Here is a 15,178-nt window from a genome sequence, read left to right as displayed (position 1 = left end):
TTACATTGCTCCGCTGGCCATGCTGGCAGCGAATATAATTATTCCAATAAAGGCTAAGGCATAAAGACAAAGAAGCACAATCGTCAATATCCCTACAAATTTATAATGTGATTTTAAATTTTGAAGAGCATCGGCTAAAACCTCACTATTGCTGAAGTTTATAGCTTCTTTAACGCCTTTTGAATATTTATACAAGTAAAGAACCGGAAAGAAATAAATAGCGGCCATGACAAGATAAATAATTCCGATAAAGTTTTTAACAGCACCAAACGGATTCATACCTCCAAATTCAGGTTCATCCGGTATGTTAGATAAAGATACTATCGTAACTGCGCCACCTATAAACATTAAGCCTATAAAAATAAATCCTACGATTGATAAAAACATGGTCCATTTGGCACTTTCTCTTAACGAGTCAACAGCTAAATCATTTAAAGTCAAATTGTTTTGGTTTTCCATAATTAAAAGTTTTTTTGGTTGGTTTATAAATTGGTTTTTAAATTACTTTTCAAATTGTTTTAACGTATTGATAATGATGGAAACACAATCCAACAATTGCTCTTCATTCATTACCAATGGCGGTGCAAAACGGATAATATTACCATGAGTTGGTTTGGCTAACAAACCGTTTTCGGCCAATTTCATACAGATATTCCAAGCCGTATCGCTGTCTTCCGTATCATTGATAACTATGGCATTTAGTAAGCCTTTTCCACGTACTAATGTAGCAATAGTGGATGTGGCAATGTATTGGGCTAATTCAGAGCGAAAGATTTCTCCTAATCGACGGGCATTTTGGGCCAAATGTTCTTCGCTAACTACATCCATAGCAGCCATAGCAACCGCTGCCGCAATCGGGTTTCCTCCAAATGTTGAACCGTGTTGACCGGGCTTGATTACATTCATAATTTCATCATTGGCCAATACTGCAGAAACCGGATAAGCGCCGCCTGACAAAGCTTTGCCTAATATCAATATATCAGGAGAAACATAACTGGATTGTTTCTCACACTGGTTTTCACAAGTACAATTACCGCAAACGGCTAATAAAGAACCCGTTCTGGCAATACCGGTTTGCACTTCATCGGCTATGAATAAAACGTTATTTGCTTCGCATAAAGCTTTGGCTTTCGCCAAATAAGTTTCACTTGGCACATAAACGCCGGCTTCACCTTGAATAGGCTCGACTAAGAAACCAGCAATATTTTTAGATGATGTAATCGCTTTTTCCAAAGCGTCTAAATCGTCATACGCTATTTTGATAAATCCGGCTGTATAAGGACCGAAATTTTTGCGGGCATTTTCATCATTGGAAAACGAAATAATCGTAGTGGTTCTTCCGTGGAAGTTACCGTCGCAAACAATGATTTGGGCTTCATTTTCGGAAATGCCCTTTTTCTCGTAGGCCCATTTTCTACAAATTTTCAAAGCAGTTTCTACCGCTTCGGCGCCGGTATTCATTGGTAGTACTTTATCAAAACCAAAGTACTTAGTGATGTATTCTTCGTAAACGCCTAATTTATCGTTATAAAACGCACGGGAAGTTAAGGTTAAAGTTTGGGCTTGTTCCACCATGGCACCTACAATCTTCGGGTGACAATGGCCTTGGTTTACGGCAGAATAAGCCGAAAGGAAATCATAATACTTTTTGCCTTCTACATCCCAAACATAAACTCCTTCTCCTCTATTCAGCACCACAGGTAACGGATGGTAATTGTGGGCTCCGTATTTGTCTTCTAAGTTGATAGCATCGGCTGAAGTTAATTTTTCTAAAACTGACATTGTAATTCGAATTTTAATCTACTCTCACTGCAGATTAATTATTAAATCGTTATTCCTTCTTTTGGAGAGAAATCATCCATATGTTCGGTAAAAGTATAAAAAAGATTGTTAGATTTTTAGAAAGTTAGACTACTTAGATTTTTACCAAACAACTCCTAACTTATAACTCATAACTCATAACTATTTCTTTATTCTTTCCAAAATATCATTCATCATCTCAATCTGCACTTTCTGTATTTCAATTAATTCTTGTTGTTGGTGCTGGATTAAATGGTCTAATTTATCATCTATAAGTCTGATTTCTAATTCTGATTTAAGATTTATCATATAATCTTTCTTGGCTCTCGCCCGGTCTTTTTCCTCCTGACGGTTTTGGCTCATCATGATAATTGGCGCTTGCAAAGCAGCCAAACAAGACAGAATCAAATTCAATAAAATAAACGGATATGGATCAAAACCTTTGTTGAGTAAAATATACACGTTGGAACCAATCCAAATCAAAATAAAGACAAAAAACGAAATAATAAACGTCCAGCTTCCGCCAAAATCAGCAACTTTATCAGCTACTTTTTGCCCGAAGGTTCGATTGTCTTTTTCGTATTCAACTTTGCTAACCAAAGATTTTCCGTTGGACAATGATTTTAATACTTTTTGTTGTAATTCTGACAACTCGCCTACTTCAGTTTGAAGGTATTTTGAAATGTATTTTTCTCTATAAATGTTTAATTCACTATTGGATATACAATCGTTGTCTTTAAATTCGGGATAATCATTTTGGATTAGGTTTAAAACCGTTTGTCTGATTTGGTGACCGTATACTTTCTCCTTTTCCGGAAATTCTAATCCGGAAATGGTGCTTTTAAATTTGGTTTTTGAACTCATATGAACCTATTTTATTAGCTAATTTACAACTATTCGCGCTCTTCAAACATTTCCAACAGTTTATTAACCGTATTCCAATTTCGTGTTGTTGAAACCACGTTCATACTCTTTTCAATCCATTTATTGTCTAATCGGGTTTTGGCGGGAGAAACATCGTATTTCAAATATATTCTTTTGCCGTCGAGTTGAATTTCATCCGGTTTGATGAAGTTTAAGTTGAGTTGGGTAATCATATTCTCGGGCAATTCGGATGAAATAAAGGATACATAGAGTTTTTTCAAATCGACACTTTCATCATTGAGGAATAAATTTCGGTCCAAACAAGCTTGCAAATCTTCTTTGCCAATCACAATCACAGGAACATCATGTCCAAACTCTTTAAAAATTTCCTGCTTAATCAAGAAACCCACTTTCCCCGGACTTTCCTCTTCGGTATCGACAAACACATTCCCCGATTGGATATACGTCACCACATTGGTAAAGCCAATGCCTTCGAGTGCTTTTTTTAAAGCCACCATATTAATCATTTTGTGACCGGAGACATTGATGCCTCGGAGAAGGGCTAAATGAGTATGCATACTTTTAATTTTCTACTAATTTATATTTTTTTCTTAAATGTCTATTCAGTTTTGCCCAATAGTTTATTTTTGCGCTATGGGAAGAAAACAAACCAACAAAGTCATTTTTGAAAATATAACCGTTTTAGATGCCGGTGCCAAAGGCGTATCCGTAGCTAAAGCGCCAGAAGGTCAAATCATTTTTATACCTAATGTCGTTCCGGGCGATGTGGTAGATGTGCAAACATTAAAAAAGCGAAAAGCCTATTTTGAAGGTAAAGCCATTAAGTTTCACGAATATTCTTCGGATAGAGTTGAACCGGTTTGCCAACATTTTGGTGCTTGCGGTGGTTGCAAATGGCAGAATATGAACTATGACAAGCAATTGTTTTACAAAAACCAGGAAGTATTCAATAATCTGAAACGCATTGGCAAAATTGAATTGCCTGATTTTGAGCCAATTTTAGGTTCCACAAAACAATTCTTTTACCGAAACAAAATGGAATTTGGGTTCTCCGACACGCGATGGATGACCGATGCTGAGATTCAATCCGGAGTAGAATTCGACAATAAAAATGCTTTAGGTTTTCATATCCCAAGAATGTGGGACAAAATATTAGACATCGAAAAATGTCATTTACAAGAAGATCCATCCAATGCGATTCGCAATGAAATCAAGCGTTTTGCTACTGAGAATGAATTGGAATTCTTCAACGCGAGAAATCATACCGGTTTATTGCGAACGTTAATGATTCGCACCGCTTCTACCGGAGAAATTATGGTGCTGATTCAATTCTACCAAGAAGTCAAAGCACAACGGGAATTGTTATTGAATCACATTTATTCAACGTTTCCGCAAATTACGTCTTTACAATATGTAATCAACGGCAAAGCCAACGATACTTTGTATGACCAAGACATTAAATTGTTCAAAGGCAGAGATTATATTTTGGAAGAAATGGAAGGGTTGCATTTTAGTATCAATGCCAAATCGTTTTACCAAACCAATTCCGATCAAGCTTATGAGTTATACAAAATCACTCGAGAATTTGCAGGGTTAACCGGCAATGAAGTCGTTTACGATTTATACACCGGAACCGGAACCATTGCCCAATTCGTTTCGAAACAAGCGAAAAAAGTAATTGGCGTAGAAGCCGTTCCTGAAGCTATTTTTGATGCTAAAGAAAATGCCAAACGCAATAGCATTACCAATTGTGAATTCTATGTAGGCGATATGAAAAACGTTTTCAACGATGACTTCATCGCCCAACACGGCCAACCGGATGTGATTATCACCGATCCGCCAAGAGACGGCATGCACAAAGATGTAGTAGAACAAATTTTAAAAATTGCTCCGGATAAAGTAGTTTATGTCAGTTGTAATTCGGCTACACAAGCACGCGACTTAGCATTAATGGATGAAAAATACAAAGTCACACGCGTTCGTCCGGTGGATATGTTTCCGCAAACCCATCACGTGGAAAATGTTGTACTTTTGGAGAGAAGATAAATGAATTACGAATTAGTAATTACGAATTACGATTTGCTGCTATGAAAAAAATACTTGCCCTGTTATTACTCGCCATTTCCTTCTCCGGTTGTGAGAAAGATGATATTTGTGTTGATGACACTACGCCCAGATTAATTATCGAATTTTATGATGATTCTAATCCGGCGAATTTAAAAAATGTCACGAGTTTGGAAGTTACCGCTGTTGATCAAACCGATTCTTTAAAAGTTTTTAATGGGGTTAGCGTAATCGAATTGCCTCTGAAAAGTTTTGAAGACATGACGAAATACAGTTTGGTCTTAAACAGTAACAGCACCAATCCTCTAGTAATCAATGAAGATTTTCTCCAATTCGATTATACCCGTGAGAATGTTTTTGTTTCCAGAGCTTGCGGATATAAGACCATTTATGAACTCAATTCCCCTAGCGGAGTGACCTTAACAGACACAGCCACACCTGATTTACTTTGGATTAGAAACATCAGCGTACAAACCACTAACATTGAAACCGAAAATGAAGTACATATCAAAATTTACTTTTAGTATGGCCCTGGTATTGCTTTCATTGACGAGCAATGCGCAAGAAACAACCACTGCTAAGAAAGACAGCATTCCACCCAAAATGGAGCGTTATGGTTTGCGACTTGGAGTGGATTTATTCAAACTTACCCGTTCCTTCTATGAAAAGGATTACCGCGGTTTAGAACTTGTAGGCGATTATCGTTTAACGCGAAAGCATTATTTGGCTGCCGAAATTGGTAACGAAGACAAAACTGTGGATGATACACAAGTAAATTTCACTACCAAAGGCACGTATTTAAAAGTAGGTTTTGATTACAACAGTTATCAGAATTGGTTGGATATGGAAAACATTATCTCTGTTGGTTTGCGTTATGGAGTGAGCAGTTTTAGCCAAACTCTGAACAGTTATGAAATTTATGACCCAAACAACCAATATTTTGGCGAAGCTCCTACCGTATTTCCCAATCAGGAGTTCAAAGGATTATCCGCGCAATGGATTGAAGTAGTCGCCGGCATGAAAGCCGAAGTGTTCAATAATGTTTTTATTGGTTTTAGTTTTAGATTGAACCGAATGGTGACTCAAAAGCAACCTAGCAATTTCGAAAACCTTTATATTCCAGGCTTTAACCGAACTTATAACGGTGATTTTGGCGTTGGATTTAACTATACGATTTCCTATTTTATTCCACTTTACAAATCAACTGTTAAGGCAAAAGCCGCTGAAAAAGAGAAAGCTAAGAAAAAACAATAGTTAGAACTGTTTTATTCCTTTAACAAACAGCCATTTCATAAAAATCTTTTCGCCGTCTCGAGTTTTGACTGCTTGGAATTTTGGGGCCAAAATAGTGCTTATTACAAAAGAAGTTATTGGCAACCAAAAACCGGTCAAACCGGAATAAAGTCCGAGTAAAATTCGAACTATTATAAAAATTACAGCGAATCCAATTAAGTTGTACAGTAATGCTTTTGTTTTGCCGGACATATCATTTGTTTTGTCTGCCAAAGATACTGAATTATTCAAATGGCTAAAACCATTAAAAGTAGTATTTTTATAGAGGCTAAAATTAATCTCTTAATTATTTGGAACTATGAAAACGCTCAACCAACTCATGCAAGACATCATTCAACTGACTACGGAGATAGAAACCAAATATCCTGAATTGTACAAATACCTTAACGAAACCCCTTTGACCTTGTGTGAAACTGCCTCGGAAAGGGTTCATACTACTGAACTCGAACTGTATCTTGAAACCTTAAAGTCTCTTTTGCAACACCACATAGAAACACACCTTAACAACAAATAAAAACAAAGATTGATTTTAATAGACTACTTTTAATCAACAAAACCAAACCATATCCTTTATTCTAATGGAAAACACCAAATTCAACATAGCCGTATTAATCGACGGAGACAACGCTCAACCCAAATTAATCAAAGAGATACTAGAAGAAGTTTCTAAATACGGTAAAGCCACCATAAGAAGAATTTATGGAGATTGGACGCAATCGCAAATGAACGGTTGGAAAGAAATCATCAACCAATATTCTATAAGTCCGGTACAAAAATTTGCCTACACCACAGGCAAAAACTCCACCGACAGTTCAATGATTATTGATGCGATGGATATTTTACACGGCAAAAACATTGATGGATTTTGTATCGTTTCCAGCGATAGTGATTATACCGGTTTGGCCAAAAGAATCCGGGAAGAAGGCCTTTTTGTAATGGGCATCGGTCAAAAGAAAACACCAAGTGCTTTTGTACAATCTTGTGAAATTTTTACGTTCAGCGAAAATTTGGTACCACAAATTGAAAAACAACCTAAAGCAAAAGCCAAAACCAACACCAAAGAAAATCCGCCAAAGGAAACAATCCCGCAAAATAAAATCAATTTATCCATCATTGACAAAGCTTTTGAAATTTCAACCAATGAAGAAGACGAAGCTTACATTTCGCATGTAGGAACCAATTTAAGAAAAATCGATCCCAGTTTTGACTCCAGAACTTATGGCTTCCGAAATTTGACCAAACTTTTTGAAAGTATCAACAAATACCAAGTAGTAAAAAATGAAGTCAACGGACTAAACCATCCTTTAGTAAGATTAAAGTAATTATTCTTGGATGTCGTTCATCGGGTTAATTTTAATTTTCTTACAGTAAATACCGCCAAAGCCACTATAAGTCGGGTTGTTTTTGTTAATTAACATTTCTTTTCAAACGGAATTCTTATTTTTGTTGAACCCAGATTTACAAAAACTTAAACTTTCCTTATTATGAGCAATGTCTATAACTACAGTATTGACCTAAAGAACGAGAAGAAGACGCCAAAGACAGTAGTGCTTAAACAACTTTCTCAAAACAGTAATGAAATTAACACTTTAGAATTTCCAAGTAATGACATTGATGCCATCATTGAGGCACTTCATCAGTCAAAACGAAATATCATCGGTGTTAATGGTCAAATCCATGACAACGAAAACATCAATCCAATTATACTGGATACTTTAGTGGAATTGTTCTTTTCAGGGATTAGTATTCGTGATTTATCAACGCAATACAACCTTTCGGAATTGCTAATAAAAAACAATTTAGAAAGAAAAGGCATCGTCATTTTTGATGAGTTTTAAATTTTAAAGAACATAAAATTATCATGAAAACACTCTATTTTAGGGTGTTTTTGTTTTTTAAGGAAACTTTAAAAATCAGACTGTTTTTTATTTAAAAAATAGAGTATTTTTGACAATCTGTAAACCACAAAGAGTTTGTATATGAAGAAATTACTAGCCGTATTTATTTTTTGTTGCGCTCCTTTTTATGCTAATGCCCAAACAGGTTATGAAATTACAATCGATTTAAAAAACTGTAATGATTCCTTGGCTTATCTTACTTTCTATCGATTTGATAAAACTTTAATCAAAGACACTTGTACTACCATTAAAAACGGTCGTATTGTTTTTAAAGGCAAAGAAAAATTAGACAAAGGTATTTATTCGTTGGTTAGCCAACAAAAAACCATACTCTTCGACTTCTTTATTGATGATGACACCCAGAAATTGGAACTCAAAAGTGAAATGGGTGCCAACTTAAACAAAGATTTAACTGCCGTTAATTCGGTCAAGCAAAATGATTTTTTTAAATACCTTAAATTCTTAGGGGAACAAAACAGAAGTTTTTTTGAATACAAACAAAAAACAGTTTTAGCTACTAAAAATGATTCCTTGGATTTGGCCAAAAAACAAAAAGAACTGGAACAAAGCATAGTGGATTATGAAGAAAATTTTATCGCCCAAAACAAAGGAAGTTATATCGCCGATGTGATTAATTTAAAGATGGAAAAAGGGTTGAAAAACGTGCCCAACGCTTCAAACGGCAGACCGGATAGTATAGCGGTTTACCAATATTACAAAGATAATTTTTGGCGAAACGTTGATTTTAAAAACGATGCTATGATGCGCAATCCGTTTCTGTTCAGCAAATTAAAAACCTACTTTGACAAAGTGATTGTTACGCATCCTGATACTGTTTGTGTTGAAATTGACAAACTTCTTCTAAAAACCAAACCGGAAAGTTTGATGTACAAATTACTTTTGGCACATTTTACCTATACTTATGAAACCTCCAAAATTATGGGATTTGATAAAGTATTTGTTCATCTTTCGGACAACTATTTTAAAACCGGCAAAGCTAATGGTATTTATGACGATGCCGATGTGGTGCAACGAATCATCAAACGTGCTGATAAAATGAAACCGTTATTGATTGGTGCTAAAGCGATTGATTTGTCTATGATTCGCGCTGAAGATTTTCCGAAGTTTAAAGCGATGGGTTTTGAAACGGCCAAAAACAGTGAGGAAATGACCCAAGTTTTCTATAAAAACGCCAACGAAGTCAACAAAATGTTTGTCAAACTAAGCGAAGTCAAAGCCGATTATACAATACTTGTTTTTTGGGACGTGGATTGTGGTCATTGTCAAAAAGAAATTCCGGTATTGGTAAAAGCCTACAACGAATTGCTGGAAGAAAAGAAAAATGTCAAAGTATATAGTGTTTATACCTTACACGAAGGCGAAAAATACCTCAAATACATAGCCGATAACAAATTGCCTTTCATCAACCTCTATGATGGAGCGCATTATAATAATGTCATTGAAAAATATGACGTCTACTCTACTCCGGTGATATATGTTTTAGACAAAAATAAGATTATCAGAGCCAAGCGAATTGAAGCAGGCAATGTGAAAACCATCATAAAAGCTATAGAAACCGAAAACTTAAAATTATGAAAAAGGAACCGGAACTTTCCACATTTACTACCGAAGAACTCGAAAAAAGAGCCAAAACTACCAAATTAGCTACAGGTATGCTTTTAGTAGTAATTATAATGCAATTTCTAATTGGTATCTATTTAACAATCAAACAAGGATTTAATGTTTTTACCATTATTCCAATGGCCTTTTTGCCATTAGTAATAGTAAATTATGCCAATTTGAAAAAAATAAAAGAAGAAATTGCGAAAAGAAACGGTTAATTATTCTTCGGAATCTTGTTGTTGACCCGAGCCTTCAGTGCGAATTGGCGAAGCAAATTTTGTTCGCTTGCTGCCTTCATACATTTCGTATTTCACCAAACGCGCCTCTAAACTTCCGTTGAAGAGTTTTATTTTGCGCGAAGGTCTTAATCCAACAAACTTCAAAGCTTCTAAATTCCCCGTAATAAACCAAGCATTGGTATTTGGGTAATTGTTCTTTAAAGTATCGCCCAATTCACGGTAAAAACGTTCCAATTCAATATCCAAACGTTCTCCGTAGGGCGGATTGAAAACCATATGCAATGGTCCGGCCGTTTCTTTTTTGGTATCAAAGAAATTCGCCTGACTTATTGTGATGTATTCATCTAAATTAGCATTAAGAATATTGTCTTTCGCTTTCTGAACCGCACTTGGCGCTTTGTCGTAACCTATGATATTGTGGTGGAATTCTTTGGTGCGTTTCATCAATGCATCGATAATTTGGTCAAACAAATCGTTGTCCCAATCGTTCCATTTCTCGAAAGCAAATTCCTTACGATTGATATTTGCCGGAATATTACACGCTATCATGGCAGCTTCCGCCAAAATAGTTCCGGAACCACACATGGGATCCAAAAAGTCAGAACTTCCGTCCCAACCGGATAACAACAACATTCCTGCTGCTAACACTTCGTTTATCGGAGCGATATTCGTTGCCGTTCTGTAACCTCTGTGATGCAACGAAGCTCCGGATGTATCCAGCGCTACCGAACATTGATCACGATCGATGTGAATATTGATTCTTAAATCAGGGAAATCTTTGTCAACGCTTGGTCTTTGACCGGTTTTATCTCGAAATTGGTCTACAATAGCATCTTTCGCTTTTTGGGAAACAAACTGAGAATGCTTAAAATTATCCGAATGAATCGTAGTATCAATGACAAAAGTCTGATTGGCGTTCATATACTTACTCCAATCAATTCCTTGAATGCCTTTGTATAAATTCTGATCATTGGTAGCACGGAAATAGTAAATCGGTTTTAGAATTTTCAACGCGGTTCGCAACGACAAATTGGCTTTATACATAAACCCTTTATCGCCTTTAAAACTTACGGCACGCGTGCCAACTTCAACATCTTGAGCGCCTAATTGTTGCAATTCTTTGACCAATATTTCTTCAAAACCAAAAAAGGTTTTGGCTACCATTTTAAAATTCTCCATTTTTAATATCAATTTCAATGACAATATCAATAAGTAATACTGCCATAAGTTCGGCAAAAATACACTAATTTTGCGGGTGAAAGAATTCATTTGAAAAGAATAAATGTCAGATACTACAAATTGTAAATCCGAAAATTGGTACGCTTCCTGGTTTGATACCCCGTATTACCACATTTTATACAAAGACCGAAATTACCGTGAAGCTCAAATCTTCATGGACAATCTTACCCATTATTTAAACTTACCGGAGAAAGCCAAAGTCCTTGATTTAGCATGTGGCAAAGGCCGTCACTCGATTTATTTAAACCAATTGGGTTATGATGTTATGGGTGCCGATTTATCCGAAAACAGTATTGCAGAAGCCAATAAAAACGCGAATGAAACCTTGCACTTTGTGGTGCATGACAAACGCGAACCTTTTGAAGATAAGTTTGATGCCATATTCAACTTATTTACCAGTTTTGGCTACTTTGAAAACGAAGAAGACAATCTGCAAACCTTGATTGCCATAAAAGAAAGCTTATCAGAATATGGTTTTGCCGTGATTGATTTTATGAATGTTTACACGGTTTTAGAGAATTTAATTCCCGAGGAAACCAAAGAAGTGGACGGCATTACTTTCCACATCAAACGTTATGAATCAAATCATTTTATCATCAAAGAAATCGATTTTGAGGCCGATGGTCAAAAATTTCATTTTGAAGAAAAGGTAAAAGCCTATACTCTCGAGGATTTTCAACGCATGATGAATGAAGCCGGGATTTATTTATTAGATACTTTTGGGGATTATAAATTAAAGAAATTCCACAAGAATACCAGTGAACGATTAATCATGATTTTTAAATAAATGAATTACATACTTCCTTTATTATCAGTTCTTTTGGGTTATGCAACTGCATTGATTATTAAGCCAAAAAAGAAGAATAACCTGAAACTGTTATTGGCGTTTAGCGGGTCGTTTTTGCTATCATTAACCGTGATGGATTTGTTGCCGGAAGTATACGAAAGCCAGAACCATAAGGTTGGAATCTTCATTATGGTTGGAATTTTGTTCCAAATTATTTTAGAGTTCTTTTCCAAAGGCGCCGAACACGGTCACGTTCACGGTCATGACAAAATCAAGCAAATGCCTTGGCTGCTGTTCATCAGTTTATGCATTCATGCCTTTTTAGAAGGATTTCCGGTTGGGCATCACCACGATTTAGCCTATGGAATTGCGATTCACCACTTGCCTATTGCTATTATCTTAACGACTTTTTTCCTTAATGCGGAATTGAATAAAACAGCTTTGTTTGTCTTTATGATTTCGTTTGCCCTTATGACGCCTTTAGGAACATTTGTTTCCGATTCCGTACCATCAATCACGCAATATTATACCGAAATCACAGCGGTTGTCATTGGGATTTTATTCCATATTTCTTCTACGATAATCTTTGAAAGCAGTGAAGGACATAAGTTTAATATTGCTAAGATTTCGATGATTATTTTGGGGATTTTATTGGCTTGTTTTGTTTAAAAATTTAAAGAAAACTCAGTAACTTAGCCACTCAGAACCTTAGCCACTCAAAAATGAGCTTCACTAAAACCACCGAACAATCCTCACATTACGAAAGTCTCGAACAAATGTCGGTTTCCGACTTGTTAGCCAATATCAATAACGAAGACAAAACCGTGCCTTTGGCGGTGGAAAAAGCTTTGCCACAAATTGAAACATTGGTTACCCAAATTGTAGCCAAAATGAAACTCGGCGGCAGGTTGTTTTACATCGGTGCCGGAACTTCTGGAAGACTCGGTATTGTGGATGCTTCGGAATGTCCGCCAACGTTTGGTGTTCCTTTCGACTTAGTGAACGGAATTATTGCCGGCGGTGATAAAGCCATTCGCAAAGCAGTCGAATTTGCCGAAGACGACGCAGCCCAAGCATGGAAAGATTTAGTGGCTGAAAATATATCAGAGAATGATGTCGTAATTGGCATCGCAGCTTCAGGAACAACGCCTTATGTCATTGGCGGTTTAGAAAAATGTCATGAAAATAATATCGTCACCGGTTGCATAACTTGTAATGAAGGAAGTCCGTTAGCCTTAACCGCACAATTTCCGGTTGTGGTTGTGGTTGGTCCTGAATTCGTAACCGGAAGTTCTCGCATGAAAGCCGGAACCGCACAGAAATTGGTTTTAAATATGATTTCTACAGCTGTAATGATTCAATTAGGTCGTGTGAAAGGCAACAAAATGGTCGATATGCAATTGAGTAACGTGAAATTGGTTGACCGTGGCGTTCGCATGATAATGGGAGAAATTCCGGTGAGTTATGAAGAAGCTTCGGCTTTGTTAGAAAAACACGGCAGCGTTAGAAAAGCAGTGGAAGCTTATCACAATTAGCATGAAGAAAGCAATCAAAATAGTTTTCTTTTTAATTTTTGCCGTAGCCATTGGCATTTATGGGTATCGCAACTCGGTTAGAGCTTCTGTGGTAGAATATGAATCGGAACTCGATGCGAAAGATTACCCTAAAACACTGGATAGCATCAAACAAATCAGAAGATGCTTGAAAGGTAAAAGCAATGCCGAAATAGCCAAAGTATTTACAAATCAACTCACTCATAAAATATTTCCTTATTGGTATGGAACCAATTGGGATTTCAACGGTACCAGTCAAAAGCCAAACGAAGGCAGTATTGCTTGCGGTTATTTTGTGACAACTACTTTGAGAGATTTGGGTGTTAACATTAACCGAGTAAAATTGGCACAATGCGCTTCCGAGGAAATGATTAAAAAGTTGGTCTCAGAAGACAATATTTATCGCTTTTCGAACAAAAGTATACAGGAATTTGAACAGACCTTAAAAGAAAAAGGCAATGGTATTTATGTAGTCGGTTTGGACAATCATACCGGTTTTTTATATTTATCCGATGAAGGCAATTTCTTTATCCATTCCAGTGGTGCGCGACCGTTTAAAGTGGTTAAAGAAAAGTTCATCGAATCGAGTTTATTAATGAAATCAAAATACCGAGTGGCAGGCAAACTGTCTTCGGATAAAACATTGCTTACTAATTGGACAAAATCTTAAAATCATGAAAAAAATCATAACGATAGCCATGCTGTTTCTCTTCTTATTTTCTTACTCACAGCAAATGAGTTTGGAAAAAGGCAAATTTTATCTCGGCGGCAACCGCATCGACAGTAGAGAAGCCAGAAATTTATTTGCCACAAATGTTAAAGCGGCAGCACTTTATAAACAAGCGCAATCCAAAGAAGCTTTGGGCGGATTTTTATTAGGATTAGGCATCGGTTTAACTGTTGGTGATTTAGCCATTGGTTTGTTTTCCGATAAAGAATATCCTTCAGCATTGACTTATGCCGGTTTGGGTTCGATTGCCGTTTCGGTGCCAATCCTTTCAGGAAGAAGAAAAAGATATAATGAAGCAATCGAAATTTACAATTCGGAACACAAAGAATTAAAATTAGGTGCCAACAATAACACTTTTGAACTCAATGCGGTTTCCAATCAAAACGGTTTTGGGTTGCAATTAAAATTCTAAGCTATGTCAGGCAATAAAACAAAACTCGATAAAGGAATAAAATTCCTGCTTTACGCATTACCACTCATGTTTATTGGACCAAGTGTTATTTATAACGCTTTCATCAACAAGCAGAATGTTTGGCATTGGTTGGTTTTAGCAATAGGCATTTCTTTATGTGGTTTGGCTGTCTATTTTATGTTTAAAGGAATAAAAAACCTAACCGACGCGTTGTTTCAAAACAACAAATAATTAAATCCATTAGCCAGAAATGAAAAGACTATCCCTTCTCCTACTCGTTTTAACTCTAATTTCTTGCTCTGAAAAAGAACGCAACTGCCAAGATTTTAAAACCGGTACTTTTGAATTCACACAAGAAATAAACGGAAAAAAAGTTACCTCTACTTTTACGCGAACCGAAACACTTCAGATTGAAACTTTTAACGGCAAAACCGATACGGCTTCTGTTCGTTGGGTGAATGACTGCGAATTGGTGTTGCAAAAACTACATCCCAAAACGATGAACGAGAGAAAGGCAATCAGCATGACAATTTTGGCTACTGACGAGAATAGTTATACTTTTGACTATTCATTTGTGGGCGATGCTAAAAAACAACGCGGCACTGTAACAAAATTGAAATAAAACCATTAAACCGATACAAACTTAATTTACACA

The 15,178-nt window shown here is 36.3% G+C and carries 20 protein-coding genes; 15 read left to right on the top strand and 5 right to left on the bottom strand.

Annotation, left to right across the window (positions count from 1 at the left end; translation table 11 throughout):
* From ICG50_RS07840 to ICG50_RS07825, 4 genes are all read right to left on the bottom strand, one after another.
* Positions 1-459 carry a DUF5362 family protein gene (locus ICG50_RS07840; protein ID WP_222940170.1) on the bottom strand — a complete coding sequence of 153 codons (459 nt, stop codon included), beginning with the start codon at positions 457-459 and terminating at the stop codon, positions 1-3.
* 42 nt (positions 460-501) lie between these two features.
* Complete coding sequence (gene rocD, locus ICG50_RS07835; protein ID WP_187660357.1) at positions 502-1,782, bottom strand: ornithine--oxo-acid transaminase; 1,281 nt, start codon at positions 1,780-1,782, stop codon at positions 502-504.
* A gap of 180 nt (positions 1,783-1,962) precedes the next feature.
* Positions 1,963-2,664, bottom strand: coding sequence for a DUF1003 domain-containing protein (locus ICG50_RS07830; protein WP_187660356.1), 702 nt, complete (start codon positions 2,662-2,664; stop codon positions 1,963-1,965).
* A gap of 29 nt (positions 2,665-2,693) precedes the next feature.
* The gene (locus ICG50_RS07825) at positions 2,694-3,242 is read right to left on the bottom strand and encodes a DUF1697 domain-containing protein (RefSeq protein ID WP_187660355.1); all 549 of its coding nucleotides are present in this window, start codon (positions 3,240-3,242) and stop codon (positions 2,694-2,696) included.
* 76 nt (positions 3,243-3,318) lie between these two features.
* On the opposite strand from ICG50_RS07825, the gene rlmD reads away from it, so the two are divergent.
* The 8 genes from rlmD (at position 3,319) to ICG50_RS07780 (ending at position 9,781) form a co-directional block, all read left to right on the top strand.
* Positions 3,319-4,731, top strand: a complete 1,413-nt coding sequence (gene rlmD, locus ICG50_RS07820) for a 23S rRNA (uracil(1939)-C(5))-methyltransferase RlmD (protein WP_187660354.1) — start codon at positions 3,319-3,321, stop codon at positions 4,729-4,731.
* A gap of 41 nt (positions 4,732-4,772) precedes the next feature.
* The gene (locus tag ICG50_RS07815) at positions 4,773-5,273 is read left to right on the top strand and encodes a DUF6452 family protein (RefSeq protein ID WP_187660353.1); all 501 of its coding nucleotides are present in this window, start codon (positions 4,773-4,775) and stop codon (positions 5,271-5,273) included.
* Positions 5,245-6,003, top strand: a complete 759-nt coding sequence (locus ICG50_RS07810) for a DUF6048 family protein (protein WP_187660352.1) — start codon at positions 5,245-5,247, stop codon at positions 6,001-6,003. Before ICG50_RS07815 ends, ICG50_RS07810 begins: the two co-directional genes overlap by 29 nt.
* A gap of 337 nt (positions 6,004-6,340) precedes the next feature.
* Positions 6,341-6,556, top strand: a complete 216-nt coding sequence (locus ICG50_RS07800; RefSeq protein WP_187660350.1) for a hypothetical protein — start codon at positions 6,341-6,343, stop codon at positions 6,554-6,556.
* Positions 6,557-6,620: 64 nt separating this feature from the next.
* Positions 6,621-7,364, top strand: a complete 744-nt coding sequence (locus ICG50_RS07795; RefSeq protein ID WP_187660349.1) for an NYN domain-containing protein — start codon at positions 6,621-6,623, stop codon at positions 7,362-7,364.
* 162 nt (positions 7,365-7,526) lie between these two features.
* Entirely contained in the window at positions 7,527-7,880 is a 354-nt protein-coding gene (locus tag ICG50_RS07790) for a hypothetical protein (protein WP_187660348.1), read from the top strand.
* Between the two features lie 141 nt (positions 7,881-8,021).
* Positions 8,022-9,536, top strand: a complete 1,515-nt coding sequence (locus ICG50_RS07785; protein WP_187660347.1) for a redoxin domain-containing protein — start codon at positions 8,022-8,024, stop codon at positions 9,534-9,536.
* A complete protein-coding gene (locus ICG50_RS07780) occupies positions 9,533-9,781 on the top strand; it encodes a redox-active disulfide protein 2 (protein WP_187660346.1) in 249 nt (82 codons plus the stop codon). Before ICG50_RS07785 ends, ICG50_RS07780 begins: the two co-directional genes overlap by 4 nt.
* Here ICG50_RS07780 and ICG50_RS07775 read toward each other — a convergent pair whose 3' ends face one another.
* Positions 9,782-10,981, bottom strand: coding sequence for a THUMP domain-containing class I SAM-dependent RNA methyltransferase (locus tag ICG50_RS07775; protein WP_187660345.1), 1,200 nt, complete (start codon positions 10,979-10,981; stop codon positions 9,782-9,784).
* 103 nt (positions 10,982-11,084) lie between these two features.
* Between ICG50_RS07775 and ICG50_RS07770 the strand changes: the two genes are divergently transcribed.
* The 7 genes from ICG50_RS07770 to ICG50_RS07740 are packed head-to-tail and all read left to right on the top strand — an operon-like array spanning position 11,085 to position 15,145.
* Positions 11,085-11,828 (top strand): class I SAM-dependent methyltransferase, encoded by a 744-nt coding sequence (locus tag ICG50_RS07770; RefSeq protein WP_187660344.1) that lies wholly within the window; start codon positions 11,085-11,087, stop codon positions 11,826-11,828.
* On the top strand, positions 11,829-12,497 hold the full coding sequence (locus ICG50_RS07765) for a ZIP family metal transporter (RefSeq protein WP_187660343.1): 669 nt from the start codon (positions 11,829-11,831) through the stop codon (positions 12,495-12,497).
* 53 nt (positions 12,498-12,550) lie between these two features.
* Positions 12,551-13,363 (top strand): N-acetylmuramic acid 6-phosphate etherase, encoded by an 813-nt coding sequence (gene murQ / locus ICG50_RS07760; protein WP_187660342.1) that lies wholly within the window; start codon positions 12,551-12,553, stop codon positions 13,361-13,363.
* Between the two features lies 1 nt (position 13,364).
* Positions 13,365-14,051 (top strand): hypothetical protein, encoded by a 687-nt coding sequence (locus ICG50_RS07755; RefSeq protein WP_187660341.1) that lies wholly within the window; start codon positions 13,365-13,367, stop codon positions 14,049-14,051.
* 4 nt (positions 14,052-14,055) lie between these two features.
* Positions 14,056-14,523, top strand: coding sequence for a hypothetical protein (locus ICG50_RS07750; protein WP_187660340.1), 468 nt, complete (start codon positions 14,056-14,058; stop codon positions 14,521-14,523).
* A gap of 3 nt (positions 14,524-14,526) precedes the next feature.
* Positions 14,527-14,754: a DUF6095 family protein gene (locus ICG50_RS07745; protein ID WP_187660339.1), complete on the top strand. Its 228-nt coding sequence runs from the start codon at positions 14,527-14,529 to the stop codon at positions 14,752-14,754.
* A 19-nt stretch (positions 14,755-14,773) separates the two neighbouring features.
* Positions 14,774-15,145, top strand: a complete 372-nt coding sequence (locus ICG50_RS07740; RefSeq protein WP_187660338.1) for a DNA topoisomerase IV — start codon at positions 14,774-14,776, stop codon at positions 15,143-15,145.
* Positions 15,146-15,178: the final 33 nt, after the last annotated feature.

Origin of the sequence: Flavobacterium buctense (assembly GCF_014486695.1) — a bacterium.
In the GTDB taxonomy this organism is placed as follows: domain Bacteria; phylum Bacteroidota; class Bacteroidia; order Flavobacteriales; family Flavobacteriaceae; genus Flavobacterium; species Flavobacterium buctense.
The sequence above is the reverse complement of the archived record's forward strand: the minus strand, read 5'-3'. Positions and strand labels throughout refer to the sequence as shown.

Excerpts from the sequence above, each read along its gene's own strand:
- ICG50_RS07840 (WP_222940170.1), bottom strand. The coding sequence starts at position 459 with ATGGAAAACCAAAACAATTTGACTTTAAATGATTTAGCTGTTGACTCG.
- rocD (WP_187660357.1), bottom strand. The coding sequence starts at position 1,782 with ATGTCAGTTTTAGAAAAATTAACTTCAGCCGATGCTATCAACTTAGAA.
- ICG50_RS07830 (WP_187660356.1), bottom strand. The coding sequence starts at position 2,664 with ATGAGTTCAAAAACCAAATTTAAAAGCACCATTTCCGGATTAGAATTT.
- ICG50_RS07825 (WP_187660355.1), bottom strand. The coding sequence starts at position 3,242 with ATGCATACTCATTTAGCCCTTCTCCGAGGCATCAATGTCTCCGGTCAC.
- rlmD (WP_187660354.1), top strand. The coding sequence starts at position 3,319 with ATGGGAAGAAAACAAACCAACAAAGTCATTTTTGAAAATATAACCGTT.
- ICG50_RS07815 (WP_187660353.1), top strand. The coding sequence starts at position 4,773 with ATGAAAAAAATACTTGCCCTGTTATTACTCGCCATTTCCTTCTCCGGT.
- ICG50_RS07810 (WP_187660352.1), top strand. The coding sequence starts at position 5,245 with ATGAAGTACATATCAAAATTTACTTTTAGTATGGCCCTGGTATTGCTT.
- ICG50_RS07800 (WP_187660350.1), top strand. The coding sequence starts at position 6,341 with ATGAAAACGCTCAACCAACTCATGCAAGACATCATTCAACTGACTACG.
- ICG50_RS07795 (WP_187660349.1), top strand. The coding sequence starts at position 6,621 with ATGGAAAACACCAAATTCAACATAGCCGTATTAATCGACGGAGACAAC.
- ICG50_RS07790 (WP_187660348.1), top strand. The coding sequence starts at position 7,527 with ATGAGCAATGTCTATAACTACAGTATTGACCTAAAGAACGAGAAGAAG.
- ICG50_RS07785 (WP_187660347.1), top strand. The coding sequence starts at position 8,022 with ATGAAGAAATTACTAGCCGTATTTATTTTTTGTTGCGCTCCTTTTTAT.
- ICG50_RS07780 (WP_187660346.1), top strand. The coding sequence starts at position 9,533 with ATGAAAAAGGAACCGGAACTTTCCACATTTACTACCGAAGAACTCGAA.
- ICG50_RS07775 (WP_187660345.1), bottom strand. The coding sequence starts at position 10,981 with ATGGAGAATTTTAAAATGGTAGCCAAAACCTTTTTTGGTTTTGAAGAA.
- ICG50_RS07770 (WP_187660344.1), top strand. The coding sequence starts at position 11,085 with ATGTCAGATACTACAAATTGTAAATCCGAAAATTGGTACGCTTCCTGG.
- ICG50_RS07765 (WP_187660343.1), top strand. The coding sequence starts at position 11,829 with ATGAATTACATACTTCCTTTATTATCAGTTCTTTTGGGTTATGCAACT.
- murQ (WP_187660342.1), top strand. The coding sequence starts at position 12,551 with ATGAGCTTCACTAAAACCACCGAACAATCCTCACATTACGAAAGTCTC.
- ICG50_RS07755 (WP_187660341.1), top strand. The coding sequence starts at position 13,365 with ATGAAGAAAGCAATCAAAATAGTTTTCTTTTTAATTTTTGCCGTAGCC.
- ICG50_RS07750 (WP_187660340.1), top strand. The coding sequence starts at position 14,056 with ATGAAAAAAATCATAACGATAGCCATGCTGTTTCTCTTCTTATTTTCT.
- ICG50_RS07745 (WP_187660339.1), top strand. The coding sequence starts at position 14,527 with ATGTCAGGCAATAAAACAAAACTCGATAAAGGAATAAAATTCCTGCTT.
- ICG50_RS07740 (WP_187660338.1), top strand. The coding sequence starts at position 14,774 with ATGAAAAGACTATCCCTTCTCCTACTCGTTTTAACTCTAATTTCTTGC.